Below are 12,944 nucleotides of genomic sequence, written 5' to 3' on the forward strand. Positions count from 1 at the left end.
CGCCAGTATCAAGCACGGCTCAGTCACTACAAGCGCCGTGGACACAGCCCTTGAAAACTGCCCAGCACTCAGAACAAGCACCGTTGCAGTACTAGTCTGCGAGCGTGACAGAGACGATCGCTGACGACCGCGCGCTGCCGCCGGCCCTGGCCGCGATAGCCCGCACCGAGTTCGACTACGACGACGGCAACGGCATCGACTTCGAGCCGTACGACGCCTTCGACTCCCCCGAGGAGAGCACCGACTGGCTGCGCAACTGGACCGGCAACCACGACCTCGACGGCGCCGCCTTCCGCGTCTTCGGACAGGACGGCACCGGCGGGCTCGCCGCCCTCTGGTGCGTACGGCAGGGCCGGCCCCTCGCCGAACAGCCGGTGGTCTTCATGGGCTCCGAGGGCGCCCGCGGCGTCGTGGCCGGGAACCTGTCCGACTTCCTGTGGCTGCTGGCCGACGGCATCGGACCGATGGAGGCCGTCGAGTACGACGCGCACACCGGCCGTCCGGACCCGACGCTCACCGCTCTCGCGGAACGCCACGCCACCACTCGGCGCCGGACCGCGCGGGCCATCATCAGCGAGGCCCGCGCGGAGTTCCCGACGTACGCCGAGGACATCGACGCGCTCTGCCGCTGACGCGTCCCGGCGGGTCAGTCCGACGAGGCCGGCCTGGACGTGGCTCGCGGCCCGCGTCGCAGCGCGGCCACCGCGGCGCCCGCGTCCTCGGCGTAGAAGCGGAAGGTCCGTGCCTCGGCGGGCTTGCCCAGGGCCCGTATGTACCGGACGGGCTCGGTCAGTTCGACGGTGACCGTCGTCTGCCCCGCCACGGCCAGCTCGCAGACGCCGTTCTCGTCCACGGCCCCCGGCCCACTCTCCGGGAACCTGCGGTCCTGGCGCACGGAGGCGATGCGGTCGGCCGGGATGCGGATGTCGAGCAGGGCGCCGTAGCGGATCCGCAGTGAGCCGTCGGCGCCGATCACATGGGGGCGCACGACGCAGGAGGCGTGCAGGGCGACGACGAACCAGCAGCCCCAGATGTCGAGGACGAGGGTGACGGCGTGCACCAGCGGCCAGGGGATCAGGAAGGCGAGGGCCACGGTCTCCACGACGCAGACGAAGAAGAAGCCGGGCATGACCGCCGTCTGGCCCGGCGCGTAGGGGACGGGCAGGTCGCCGTCGCGTACGCCGTGCGGGCCGCGGCGGGTCACCCAGCGCAGGAAGCTGGTGGACAGGAAGACCTCGTGGGCGATCAGCCTGCGCACGGGCGCCGGGACGGTGTCGGCGAACGCGGCGCCGAGGGCGGCGCGGCGGTCGAGGCCCGCGCGGCGGTGGCCCCGGTGGTCGAGGGAGAGCAGGGCGCCCGCCGCGACCATGACGGCGACCACCGACAGCTCCAAGGCCGACCGTAGGTCCGACGGGATGACCACTCCCCCGGCCAGGCACAGGACGAGTACCAGCTCGCCCGGCAGCAGGGCCAGGCACGACCACCGCACCGCCGTGCGCCACACCTTCGTCCCGCCCGCGGGCTCTCCGATTCGCATGGCCACAAGTAGAGACGTTGACGTTGCGGCAGGGTCAAGCCATGGCCGGAGTGTACGTTCGTACGCTCTGGCTCTAGGCTGCCTCCCATGACTCTCGACGTGGTGCGACGGCCCGCTCCGGCCGAACGGCGGGCCCGGGTGGCCGTCGCCGTGCTGTTCTTCACCAACGGCGCCCTGTTCGCCAACCTCCTGCCGAGGTATCCGCAGATCAAGGCGGACCTCGGCATCAGCAACGCGGCCTACGGGCTGGCCGTCGCGGCCTTTCCCGCGGGCGCGATCGCGGCCGGTCTCGCGGCCGGGGCCGTCATCCGGCGGCTGGGATCGGCGCGGGCCGCGGTGGGCGGGACGCTGGTCACCGGGGCCGGCATCCTCGTGGCGGGGCTCGCCGACTCGGTCGCCTGGTTCGCGGGTGCGCTCTTCCTGGCGGGAGCCATGGACGCGATCACCGATGTCGCCCAGAACGCCCACGGCCTGCGGGTCCAGCGCCGCTACGGGCGCTCCATCATCAACTCCTTCCACGCCGTCTGGTCCATCGGCGCCGTCACCGGTGGCGCGATGGCCGCCGCGGCCATCGCGCTGGGCCTGTCCCGGGGACAGCACCTGGCCATATCGGCGGCGGTCTTCGCGGTGGCCGCGTGCGGCGCCCTGCGGTTCCGCCTGCCCGGACCCGACACCGAGGAGACCGCCGACGACAACGGCGTACGGCCGTCCGGGGCTGCCTTGCCGGGCCGGCGGACCGCCTATGTGCTGGCCGCACTGGTCCTCATCGCCACGGCGGGCACGCTCGTCGAGGACGCCGGCAGTTCCTGGGCCGCGCTGTACCTCTCCGACTCGCTGCACGCCTCGGTGACGGTGGCGGCCACCGGCTTCATCGCCCTGGTCGGCGCCCAGTTCCTCGGCCGGCTCATCGGCGACCGGCTCGTCGACCGGTTCGGGGAGCGTTCCGTGGCCCGCGCCGGTGGGATCGTGGCGGCGGCCGGGATGGGGCTCGCGCTGGCCGTGCCGACCGTGGGCGGGACCGTGCTCGGTTTCGCCGCGGCCGGGTTCGGGGTGGCGACCCTGGTGCCCGCCGCGATGCACCAGGCCGATGAGCTGCCCGGCCTCAAACCCGGGTCGGGACTGGCCGTCGTCTCCTGGCTGATGCGCCTGGGATTCCTCTGCTCGCCGCCCGTGGTCGGCCTGGTCGCCGATGCCACCAGCCTCCGGGTCGGCCTGCTGGTGGTCCCCGCCGCCGGACTGCTCGTCCTCCTGCTGTCCGGAGTGCTGCACCCTCGGCGGCGGTAAGCGGGGCAGCTCCGTTGCCGGGACGCCGCACGCCCGCGAGTGTACGATCGTACGCATGCCGACGGACCACTTCGCGGACGACCCCCGCAGCAATCTTGAGCGCATGCTGGCGGGCGACCTCTACATCGCCGACGATCCCGAGATCGCCCGCAGATTGCGGCAGGCCGCCCGGCTGGCCGCCCGTTACCAGGCGGCCTACGCCGAGGATCCCGACTCCGCCCGGAAGATCCTCGCCGAACTGCTCGGCTCGCTGGGTGAAGAGGCGCAGGTGCGGCCGCCGTTGTCCGTCGACTACGGCAGCAACATCAGCATCGGGGCGCGCACCTTCGTCAACTTCAACCTCACCGCGCTGGATGTCGCGGCGATCACCGTCGGCGAGGACTGCCAGATCGGGCCGAACGTACAACTGCTCACCCCCACCCATCCGTTGGAGCCGCAGCCCCGGCGGGACAAGCTGGAGGCGGCGCGGCCGATCACCATCGGCGACAACGTCTGGCTGGGCGGGGGCGTCATCGTGCTGCCCGGCGTGAGTATCGGCGACGACTCCGTCATCGGCGCCGGTTCGGTGGTGACGAAGGACGTCCCCGCGGGTGTCGTCGCCGTCGGCAGCCCCGCGCGTGTCGTCCGTACCCTCTGAAGGCACAGCGTCATGGCCACCGGACACACCGACCCGCAGCGCCGCGAGCGCATCCTCGCCGCCACTCTCGATCTCATCGCCGATGAGGGCGTCGCGGGCGTCTCGCACCGGAAGATCGCCGCGCGCGCCGGGGTGCCGCTGGGGTCGATGACGTATCACTTCAGCGGGATGGACGACTTGCTCCGGGAGGCGTTCGGGCGGTTCGCCGATCACGTCGTGGCCGTGTTCGACGCCCATCTCACCGCGCCGGACGGCCCCGAGCAGGCCCGCGCGGCCGTGACCGACCTCGTCCACGCGCTGTCCGAGGGCACCCGCCGTGATCTGGTGCTGACCCAGGAGCTGTACACGCTCGCCGCGCGCCGGCCCGCGTACCGGGAACTCACCGACGCGTGGATGCGCCGCAGCCGGGTCCACCTGGAGAAGCACTTCGACCCGGACACCGCCCGGCAGCTGGACGCGCTCATCGAAGGGCTGATCCTGCACCGGGCGCTGTCCCGGGCCCCCCACGACCGGGCGCTGACCGCGGAAGCGGTCACCCGTATCACCACGCCGAGCCGCGCCGGCCGATGACCGCGGTGGCCTCGGCCTCCACGCACTGCGCTGCCGGACGTGCGCTCACCTGGGCCGTATAGAGTCCTCGCGCCGTCGCTTCGACGGCTGACCGGTCAGGCCGCCTGGCGGGCGCGCCCGGGGGCGGCCGACGCGGTGCGCAGGCGGCGGCCCCGGCGGGTCGGGCCCCAGGGCTTGAGGACCGAGATGACCGTCATGAAGACGTAGGCCGACAGGGACACGACCGGGCCGAACACGACGTCACCGGCATCGGGCAGCGGGCCGCCCGCGGCGACGGCGGTGACCGCGGAGTCCACGCCCGGGCGCAGGGCGAGGACCGTGGCGGTGAGGGTGGCCAGGGTCAGCCAGAACTTGGTGAACACCCACCGGTGCCGGGCCAGCCCCCACACCGTGCCCAGGGAGAGCAGCAGACCGCTGAGGAGTGTCAGGAACGCGACGGGAAGCAGCAACCAGTCCGCGAACAGCTTCATCGCCCGCACCGATGCCTCCACCGTCACCGGCGAGCCGGTGGTCGCGGCGGTGCCGCCCAGCGCGAGCAGGCCGAGCGTGACCCCGAGCCAGGAGGCGGAGGCGACGACATGGACGACGAGGGTGGCCCGGCGGGCGGGGCGGCTGAGTTTCACCCGACCCAGCCTGCCGAGCGGCCCCGGCCGGCGCGTCCGACGCCGGGAGCAACCTCAGGTACTCGCCAGGGCGTACGCCGGTCCGGTCGGGCTGCTCCGCCGACGCCGGGGGCGCCGAAGCGCCGGTGCAGCGGGGCCGTCGTCACCTGCCCGCCCGGCTCACCACCGGAGGCCGGCTCCCCTTCCGGGTCCTGAGGACTACGACTTTCGTCCGCCCGACCTGGGCCCGCGGCCCGATGGGCCCGGCCTCGGCAGTGGTTAGCGTCGGGGCATGCGAATAGGACTACTTGGCACCGGCAACGTCGCCCGAGCACTGGCCCACGGATGGAGCGCCGCGGGACACGACGTCCTCCTCGGCTCCCGCAAGCCGGACGAGCGCAAGGACCTCGGCCTTCCCGTGGCGGGGCTGACCGAGACCGCCGCGCACGCGGGGGTTCTGGTGAACGCCACCCCGGGCAACGTCTCCGTCGACCTGCTGCGCTCCATCGGCGCGCCCGCCCTGGCCGGCACCCTGCTGATCGACGTCGGGGTCGGCCTCTCCGACGACTACTCCCAGCTCTCCCACCCCAACAGCAGCCTGGCCGAGGAGATCCAGGCGGCCTTCCCGGACACCCCCGTCGTCAAGACGCTGTGCACCATGGACTCCACCACGATGGTCGCCCCGCAAGCGCTCACCGGCCCGAGCACCGTCTTCCTCTCCGGCGACGACGCGGAAGCCAAGCGGACGACCGGGAAACTGCTCACCGACCTCGGCTGGCCGGAATCGTCCCAGCTGGACATCGGCGGCATCACGAGCGCCCGCGGGCAGGAGCACTTCGCGCTGCTGTTCATCGGGATCGCGAACGGGCTGGGCTCCCACACCTTCAACATCAAGGTGGTCACCCTGCCGTGAGGCGCCGGGGCGAGGTCACCGCTTCTGGTGCCGCTCCAGTCGGGCGGTCGCCGTCTCCGCGCGGCGCCTGGCCTCCCGCACCCGGCGTTCGAGCGCCCGCAGCCCGTCCCGCGCTCGGCGTTCCTCGTCGCGGGCCCTTCCGTGGTCCTCCTCCACGCGGCTCAGCTCGTCCGTCAACTCGCTGATCCGCTGACGCAGTCGGGCGGTGTTCTCCCGCGCCTCCTCCGCCGCCCGCCCGGCCCCGGCCGCCTCGTCCTCCAGCGCCCGCAGCTCGCTCACGGCCGTGTCGGCGTCCTGTCGGGCCCGGGTCAGCGCCTCGTCGTCGCGGCGCTTCGGCGGGCGGGGTGCGGGTGACGGGGCGGCGGGCCGGCGTACCGCGGCCGGGCTGACGTCGGGGAAGCCGACGGCCGCCTCGAACGGCCGGGCCAGCCGGCCCTTCGCCCATTCCCGCGCCGCCTCCGGGTCGGCGAGGACGGTGTGCAGGGTCGCCTCCACCTCCCGCCCCACGTCGTCGCCGACCGGATGACCGGCCTGCCTCGCCAGTCGCCGGGCCTCCTGGGAGAGGGCCCTGATCAGGGTCCGCTGCCGGCCGCTGAGTTCCCGCAGCTGCGTCCCGTCCAGGTCGTGGTGGGCGCGCCGCAGCCCTTCGCCGAGCTTGAGCAGGGCCGCCACCTCGTCGGGGCGCTCGCGGACGAGGAGGTTGCTGACCCAGGCCGAGCGGCTGGGGCGGCGCAGCTTGCCGATCCGCTCCGCGAGAGCGCGGTCACCTGCCGTGCGGGCCTCGGCCACCCGGACGTTGCGCGCCGCCGTGAAGTCCTCCGGCCGCAGCGCGTACAGCTCGTCGGCGACCGTGTCGATGTCCACGAGGGCTCCTGTCGATGGTCGGCACCGGCACTGCCGAGCCTAGGAGGGCCGCGCCCGGAGTGCGCGTCGGGAGCCGCGGCCTGCGGCCGGCCGAGCAGCGTCCGGCCGCGATGCGTGAACGCGGCACTTCAGTCACATGTCTCGCCGGTCAAGGCGGTCATCAGCTAATACGGCTCCGACAAGCACGCCTACAGCGGCGGCTCGCGCGGCACGGCCGTAACGAGGACCAGCTGCTGGTCTTGCCGGGCATCGCCCCCGTCATCGGCTCGACCGAGGCCGAAGCGCGCGCACTGGAGCAGGAGCTGACGGATCTGCAGGTCCCGGAGTACGGCCTCGCCCAGCGGTCCGGGACGCTCGGCACCGATCTGAACGGGCTGCCGCTGGACGGGCCGGTCAGTTGCAGCTGCACGGCCGCTGGTGGCGGCGGGACCCGGCGCCACCAGCGGCCCTCGCTCAGGCGCCGCGCCGGATGCGGCGCAGCAGCACGAAGCCGACGAGGACCAGGACCGACCCGGCCGCGGCCGGCCACAGCTCGGCGCCGGTGTCGGCGAGTCCGCCGCCGACGGTCTGCGGTTCGGTGCCGGCCACCGGCGACTGCTCCGCGCCCACGGGGGCCGGGTTCTCGGTCGGCGACGCGGTTGCCGTTCCGACGGCCTCGGCCGGGGCGTCGCCGGTGCGGGTCGCCGACGGGGTGACGTAGGTCTTCGGCTTGTCGGCGCCGTCGGACGGGGCCTCGTTCGCCGGGGCCTCCTCGCTCGGCGTGGCGGCCGGGGGTGCCTGCGTCGCGGGCTCGGTCTCGCCGTCGCCGTCGCCGTCGTCGCGGGTCGGCGTCGGGTCGGCGGGCTCCTGCGGCTCGTCGGACTGCTCCGGCTGCCCGGTCTCCTGCGGCTCCTCGGGCTGCTGGGTCTCCCCCGGCTGCTCCGGCTGCTCCGGCTGGTCGGTCTCCTGGGGCTCCTCCGGCTGCTGCGGCTCCTCCGGCAGGGCGCCGCCGTCGCACTGCCGTCCCTCGTTGATGCAGTCGACCATCTCCCGCATCAGGTCCTCGTCGAAGACGTTGATGAAGTCGCCGTGGTCGGTGACCGGCTTGTGCAGCTGCTCGGGGAAGGAGTCGACCGCGAAGAGCGGCTTGGTCCGGCCCCCGTCGTCGAGGCTCGGGGCGTCCACGTCGTAGACGATCCGCTGGACGAGTTGCGGGATGGCCCGGAAGCCGGCCGGGCAGGAGCCGTCGGCCGCGGCGAACGCCACGTGGGTGCGGTGGTTGGCGCTGTCGATGTTGCGGCCGTCCCAGCAGCTCTGGAACTTGAACGTGCGCACGACGTCGCTGCCGTCGGGGCAGAGCGGGTACTTGTCCTTCAGCTGCCGGTCCTCGAACCCGGTGCAGCTCCAGGAGGCGTTGGCGTTGGCCGTGCCGTTGACGAAGGCCTTGGCGTCACCGGTGATGATGCGCAGCAGCCGGGGCATGGCCGTCACGTCACCGGTGGGGCTGCCCTGGAAGGTCAGCGTGACCTCGCGGGGCGTGACGATCTCACCGGCGTTGCCCTCGATGCCGCCGCCGGGGGCGTTGGCGTCCTGTTCCTGGGTGCCGTTCTGCAGGCGCAGGACGGGCCAGTAGTACGAGGACTTGTCGCCCGGGTTCTCGCAGCTGGTGTCGGCGGCGGCCAGGTCTTCGTCGCCGGCGAAGGCGTCGTTGGCCTGGTTGCCGATGTAGTCGTGGAAGTGGTGGGCGCCGTTGGAGACGCCCGGCGCGACGATCACGTTGTCCGAGTTGAACACGCCGTTCTCGTTGACCCCGCAGCTGGTGGTGAAGGTGCCGCGGGAGGCGCCCGCTGCGGCGGCCGGGGCCTGGACGTTCGGCTGGACGGTGGTGATGTCGGTGAAGTCCGCGGCGACGGGGCCGTTTCCGCCCTGGCCGCCCTCCGGCTGCTCCTCGGGGACGGTCAGTTCGCAGCCCGCCAGGGCTTCGAGCCCTTCGGGGCGCTCGCCCGCGTTGCCGATCGCGACGGCGATCCGCTCGATCGTCCCGCCCCGCTTCTCCGTCAGCGGGTTCATGATCGATTCGTCGGTGAAGCCGGTGTCCTGCCGCTGTTCGGGGGTGGCCTCCCGCAGTTGCTGGTAGGCCTCGGCTATCTGGCCGTCCAGGGCGGCGAGTTCGTTGTCGACGTCCGTCCTGGCCGCGTCCGGGACGGACGTCAACTTGGTCCCCACGTCGGGACAGTCGATCGTGGCGCCGCCGGTCTGGGCCGATGCGCCGTCACTGCCCTCGGTGGCCGAGGCGTAGATGTTGGTCGCCACCAGTCCGCCGCCGCCCAGGATCAGCGCGACCGCGGCGAAGGTCGCGCGTCGTGGGCCGGTCGGGCGCCTGCGCGTAGTGCGTCTCAAGGCAGTACTCCTACATTCGTGACGGGCGAGCGGACATACAGATCCCTCGCCCCATACGGACCAGGGGCCCGCCTTGTTCAACCGCCCCACGGATTCATCCGAACATCTCAGGGACCTCCACGTCACAGCCTCATTTACCTACGTGCGCCCATATGCCGCGCATGCAAATGCCCCTCCGGACCCCGATCATGGCCGTTCGAACAGGCGGGTTAGCATATGAGCACCGCCTAGCTCGAAAGAGACTTCTGTGACTGTCAACGACGACTCGTTCACCAACTGGAAGAACCGCGAGGAGATCGCGGAGTCGATGATCCCGATCATCGGGAAGCTGCACCGCGAGCGGGACGTGACGATCCTGCTGCACAGCCGCTCCTTGGTGAACAAGTCGGTGGTCAGCATCCTGAAGACGCACCGGTTCGCGCGGCAGATCGCGGGCGAGGAGCTGTCGGTCACCGAAACGCTGCCCTTCCTCCAGGCGCTCACCACGCTCGACCTCGGCCCGTCCCAGATCGACATCGGCATGCTCGCCGCGACGTACAAGTCCGACGACCGCGGTCTGTCGGTGGCGGACTTCACCGCCGAGGCCGTCGCCGGTGCCACGGGCGCCAACAAGCTCGCGGGCGGCGCGGGCCGGGACGTCGTCCTCTACGGCTTCGGGCGCATCGGCCGCCTCGTCGCCCGTCTCCTGATCGAGAAGGCGGGCTCGGGCAACGGGCTGCGGCTGCGCGCCATCGTCGTGCGCGGCGGCGGTGACCAGGATCTCGTCAAGCGCGCCTCGCTGCTGCGCCGCGACTCCATCCACGGTCAGTTCCAGGGCACGATCACGGTGGACGAGGAGTCCAGCACGATCCTCGCCAACGGCAACGCCATCAAGGTGATCTACGCGGGTGACCCGTCCGAGGTCGACTACACGGCGTACGGCATCAAGGACGCCATCCTGATCGACAACACCGGCAAGTGGCGGGACCGCGAGGGCCTCTCGCAGCACCTGCGCCCCGGTATCGACAAGGTCGTCCTGACCGCTCCCGGCAAGGGCGACGTCCCGAACATCGTGCACGGCGTGAACCACGACACGATCAAGCCCGACGAGCAGATCCTGTCCTGCGCGTCCTGCACCACCAACGCGATCGTGCCGCCGCTGAAGGCGATGGACGACGAGTACGGCGTCGTCCGCGGCCACGTGGAGACCGTCCACTCGTTCACCAACGACCAGAACCTGCTGGACAATTACCACAAGGCGGACCGTCGGGGCCGCAGCGCGCCGCTGAACATGGTCATCACCGAGACCGGTGCCGCCTCCGCCGTCGCCAAGGCGCTGCCGGACCTCAAGGCCCCGATCACCGGCAGCTCGATCCGCGTCCCCGTGCCGGACGTCTCGATCGCGATCCTCAGCCTGCGCCTGGGCCGTGAGACCACCCGCGAGGAGGTCCTGGAGTACCTCCGCGACGTCTCGCTGAACTCGCCGCTCAAGCGCCAGATCGACTTCACCACCGCCCCCGACGCCGTCTCCATGGACTTCGTCGGCTCGCGCCACGCCTCGATCGTCGACGCGGGCGCCACCAAGGTCGACGGCGACAACGCCATCCTCTACCTCTGGTACGACAACGAGTTCGGCTACTCCTGCCAGGTCATCCGGGTCGTGCAGCACGTCTCCGGCGTGGAGTACCCGACGTACCCGGCCCCGGCCGTCTGATCCCGGGCCCGAGCCCGCAGGACGCTCAGGCGGCGCGCGGCTGTCCGGCGGCCAGCAGGTCCATCAGCTCGGCGCGGTGCAGTCCGGCGACGCGGTCCAGCAGGTCGGGATGGCGCAGCAGGGCGGCCGCCCGGCGGTCGTTCTCGTCGGGAGCCGTCAGACGCCGGAACTCCATCGGCGCACCCGCGGTGTGGCCGCCGTCGAGCGCCGCGCTCACCGCGGCCTCGGCCAGCCGCGGCTCGGCGAGCAGACAGGCCGCCCAGCTCGCCACCACCTCGTCCACCCAGCTCCGCCAGGGCTCGCCGCCGCCCTCCACACCGGTGATCCAGTCGAGCCGGACCGAGCCCCCGGAGCCGGCCATGCCCGCCAGCGCGGCATCCGTCGGCGTCGGGAAGCGCAGCCAGGCCGCGACCGTCACGGCCTGGCGCGCCTGCACGTCGCAGAGGGCGGCGGCGAGCGCGCCGCCGTTGGGCGGGAAGGCGCTCGTCAGCCAGCGGGCGGTCGCCGCGATGAGCGAGGAGAAGTCCGAGAGCACGGGCAGGCCGTCCCAGGTGTACGCGAGGGGACAAGGGGTACCGCACACACGGTAGCTTCCCGTTTCGTCAGTCCATCAGTCCGGCGGCGAGCGTGGCAGCCAGCTCCCAACACGCTTCGATGTCCTTTTTGTTCGGTTCGCCGGTTACCGTCACGGGCGCGGCGGCGCGCCGCCAGCCGAGCCCCGTGGTGACGGCCTCGATGGAGCGCACCGCGCCGGTGACGTCGTTGCCGCCGTGCACGTAGTAGCCGAAGGGCCGTCCGCGGGTGGCGTCCAGGCACGGGTAGTAGACCTGGTCGAAGAAGTGCTTGAGGGCGCCGGACATGTAGCCGAGGTTGGCCGGGGTGCCGAGCAGGAAGGCGTCGGCGGCCAGGACGTCGGAGGCGGTGGCGGACAGGGCCGCGCGCCGGACGACACGGACGTCGTCGATCTCCGGCGCGGTCGCCCCGGAGACGGCGGCCTCGAGCATCGCCTGGCAGTGCGGCGAGGGCGTGTGGTGCACGATCAGCAGAGTTGCCACCCGACCGACCCTGCCGTGCCGTCACGTACCCCCGCAACTTCGGAGGACGTACGTCCGGTTATGTGCCGGTACACCCGTCCCGAAGTGGTGCGTTCACGTCACGCGGCCAGTGGTACCCGCACCACCGCAGCCGTAAAAGATACGGCGGTCACATCATGACCGTCCGGGTTTACGCGGCTGAGGTTGCGTGACTACGGTGTCCGGGGTGTCGGCACAAGGGCCACACAGGTAACTCTTCTAAGAGGTGTTTCGCTCTGTCTGGGTTCCGTCGGGATGGGATCGCGCAGCAAACGCTGCCCACGCGCAGCCTCGGACAGGCCCAGGCGCCACCGGACGGTGACGCCTCCGCGCCGGCCGGACGGACTGCTCGGTCGGTCAAGGAGCGGGACGCGTTCTTCGACAACGCCAAGTACCTGGCCATCGTGCTGGTGGCGATGGGGCACGCCTGGGAGCCGCTGCGGGACGACAGCCGGACGGTGACCGCGCTGTACATGGTGGTCTACGCGTTCCACATGCCGGCGTTCATCGTCATCTCCGGTTACTTCTCGCGGAACTTCGACGCGAGCCCGGGCCGTATCAAGCGGCTGGTGACCGGCGTCGCCGTCCCCTATGTCGTCTTCGAGGTGGCGTACACCTTCTTCACCAGGTGGACGGACAACGAGCCGGACCGCGACATCAGCCTGCTGAATCCGCTGTATCTGACGTGGTTCCTCGCCGCGTTGTTCATCTGGCGGCTGACCACGCCGTTCTGGCGGGTCGTCCGGTGGCCGCTGCCGCTGGCGCTGGTGGTCGCGATGCTGGCCACGCTGTCGCCGTCGATCGGCAACGACCTCGATCTCCAGCGCGCGTTGCAGTTCCTGCCGTACTTCGTGCTGGGTCTGGTGCTGAAGCCGGAGCACTTCGCGCTGGTGCGCCGCCGGGAGGTGCGGGTGCTCGCGGTGCCGGTGTTCCTGTGCGCGGTCGTGGTGGCGTACTGGGCGGTCCCGCGGATGAACTACGCGTGGTTCTTCCACCGCACCAGTGCTGAGGAACTGGCCGCGCCCGCCTGGTACGGGCCGGTGATGACGCTGGTGCTGTTCGCCTGCTCGGCGGTCCTGGTCACGTGCTTCCTGGCGCTGGTGCCCAGGCGCGGCATGTGGTTCACGGCCCTGGGCGCGGGCACGCTGTACGGCTATCTGCTGCACGGTTTCGTGATCCAGGCGGCCAATCACTGGCACTGGTCCCACATCGACGCGGTGCACGAGCCGCTCGGGAAGGTCGCCGCGACGCTGGTCGCCGGGGCGGTCGTGACGGCCCTGTGCACGGCGCCGGCGCGGCGGGTGTTCCGGTTCGTGATGGAGCCGAAGATGGACTGGGCGTTCAAGCGTGATCCGGCGGAGGCCGCCCGGTCCCGCTGAGACCGGGCGGCGC

General features: G+C 71.9%; 13 protein-coding genes. 7 read left to right on the plus strand and 6 right to left on the minus strand.

Annotated features, from left to right (window positions below; genetic code table 11):
• Positions 1-104: 104 nt before the first annotated feature.
• Positions 105-632 carry an SMI1/KNR4 family protein gene (locus ACWD1Z_RS31680; protein ID WP_451123375.1) on the plus strand — a complete coding sequence of 176 codons (528 nt, stop codon included), beginning with the start codon at positions 105-107 and terminating at the stop codon, positions 630-632.
• Positions 633-646: 14 nt separating this feature from the next.
• Here the strand turns inward: ACWD1Z_RS31680 and ACWD1Z_RS31685 are convergent, their stop codons facing one another.
• Positions 647-1,537 carry a hypothetical protein gene (locus ACWD1Z_RS31685; protein WP_451123377.1) on the minus strand — a complete coding sequence of 297 codons (891 nt, stop codon included), beginning with the start codon at positions 1,535-1,537 and terminating at the stop codon, positions 647-649.
• Positions 1,538-1,624: 87 nt separating this feature from the next.
• Between ACWD1Z_RS31685 and ACWD1Z_RS31690 the strand changes: the two genes are divergently transcribed.
• From ACWD1Z_RS31690 to ACWD1Z_RS31700, 3 genes are read left to right on the plus strand one after another with little or no spacing between them, the layout of a single operon-like run.
• A complete protein-coding gene (locus tag ACWD1Z_RS31690) occupies positions 1,625-2,821 on the plus strand; it encodes an MFS transporter (protein ID WP_451123379.1) in 1,197 nt (398 codons plus the stop codon).
• Between the two features lie 55 nt (positions 2,822-2,876).
• On the plus strand, positions 2,877-3,458 hold the full coding sequence (locus tag ACWD1Z_RS31695) for a sugar O-acetyltransferase (RefSeq protein ID WP_451123381.1): 582 nt from the start codon (positions 2,877-2,879) through the stop codon (positions 3,456-3,458).
• 12 nt (positions 3,459-3,470) lie between these two features.
• Complete coding sequence (locus ACWD1Z_RS31700; protein WP_451123383.1) at positions 3,471-4,028, plus strand: TetR/AcrR family transcriptional regulator; 558 nt, start codon at positions 3,471-3,473, stop codon at positions 4,026-4,028.
• 95 nt (positions 4,029-4,123) lie between these two features.
• Here ACWD1Z_RS31700 and ACWD1Z_RS31705 read toward each other — a convergent pair whose 3' ends face one another.
• On the minus strand, positions 4,124-4,651 hold the full coding sequence (locus ACWD1Z_RS31705) for a DUF2269 domain-containing protein (protein WP_451123385.1): 528 nt from the start codon (positions 4,649-4,651) through the stop codon (positions 4,124-4,126).
• 271 nt (positions 4,652-4,922) lie between these two features.
• Between ACWD1Z_RS31705 and ACWD1Z_RS31710 the strand changes: the two genes are divergently transcribed.
• A complete protein-coding gene (locus tag ACWD1Z_RS31710; protein WP_451123387.1) occupies positions 4,923-5,543 on the plus strand; it encodes an NADPH-dependent F420 reductase in 621 nt (206 codons plus the stop codon).
• Positions 5,544-5,558: 15 nt separating this feature from the next.
• On the opposite strand, the gene ACWD1Z_RS31715 is transcribed toward ACWD1Z_RS31710, so the two are convergent.
• The gene (locus tag ACWD1Z_RS31715) at positions 5,559-6,407 is read right to left on the minus strand and encodes a hypothetical protein (protein ID WP_451123389.1); all 849 of its coding nucleotides are present in this window, start codon (positions 6,405-6,407) and stop codon (positions 5,559-5,561) included.
• Between the two features lie 453 nt (positions 6,408-6,860).
• Positions 6,861-8,786, minus strand: coding sequence for a DUF1996 domain-containing protein (locus tag ACWD1Z_RS31720; protein ID WP_451123391.1), 1,926 nt, complete (start codon positions 8,784-8,786; stop codon positions 6,861-6,863).
• 247 nt (positions 8,787-9,033) lie between these two features.
• On the opposite strand from ACWD1Z_RS31720, the gene ACWD1Z_RS31725 reads away from it, so the two are divergent.
• Positions 9,034-10,479, plus strand: coding sequence for a glyceraldehyde-3-phosphate dehydrogenase (locus tag ACWD1Z_RS31725; RefSeq protein WP_451123393.1), 1,446 nt, complete (start codon positions 9,034-9,036; stop codon positions 10,477-10,479).
• A 25-nt stretch (positions 10,480-10,504) separates the two neighbouring features.
• On the opposite strand, the gene ACWD1Z_RS31730 is transcribed toward ACWD1Z_RS31725, so the two are convergent.
• Entirely contained in the window at positions 10,505-11,014 is a 510-nt protein-coding gene (locus tag ACWD1Z_RS31730; RefSeq protein WP_451123493.1) for a hypothetical protein, read from the minus strand.
• 67 nt (positions 11,015-11,081) lie between these two features.
• The gene (locus ACWD1Z_RS31735) at positions 11,082-11,534 is read right to left on the minus strand and encodes a flavodoxin family protein (protein ID WP_451123395.1); all 453 of its coding nucleotides are present in this window, start codon (positions 11,532-11,534) and stop codon (positions 11,082-11,084) included.
• 293 nt (positions 11,535-11,827) lie between these two features.
• On the opposite strand from ACWD1Z_RS31735, the gene ACWD1Z_RS31740 reads away from it, so the two are divergent.
• The gene (locus ACWD1Z_RS31740) at positions 11,828-12,931 is read left to right on the plus strand and encodes an acyltransferase family protein (protein WP_451123495.1); all 1,104 of its coding nucleotides are present in this window, start codon (positions 11,828-11,830) and stop codon (positions 12,929-12,931) included.
• Positions 12,932-12,944: the final 13 nt, after the last annotated feature.

This window comes from Streptomyces sp. NPDC002784, from assembly GCF_053592135.1.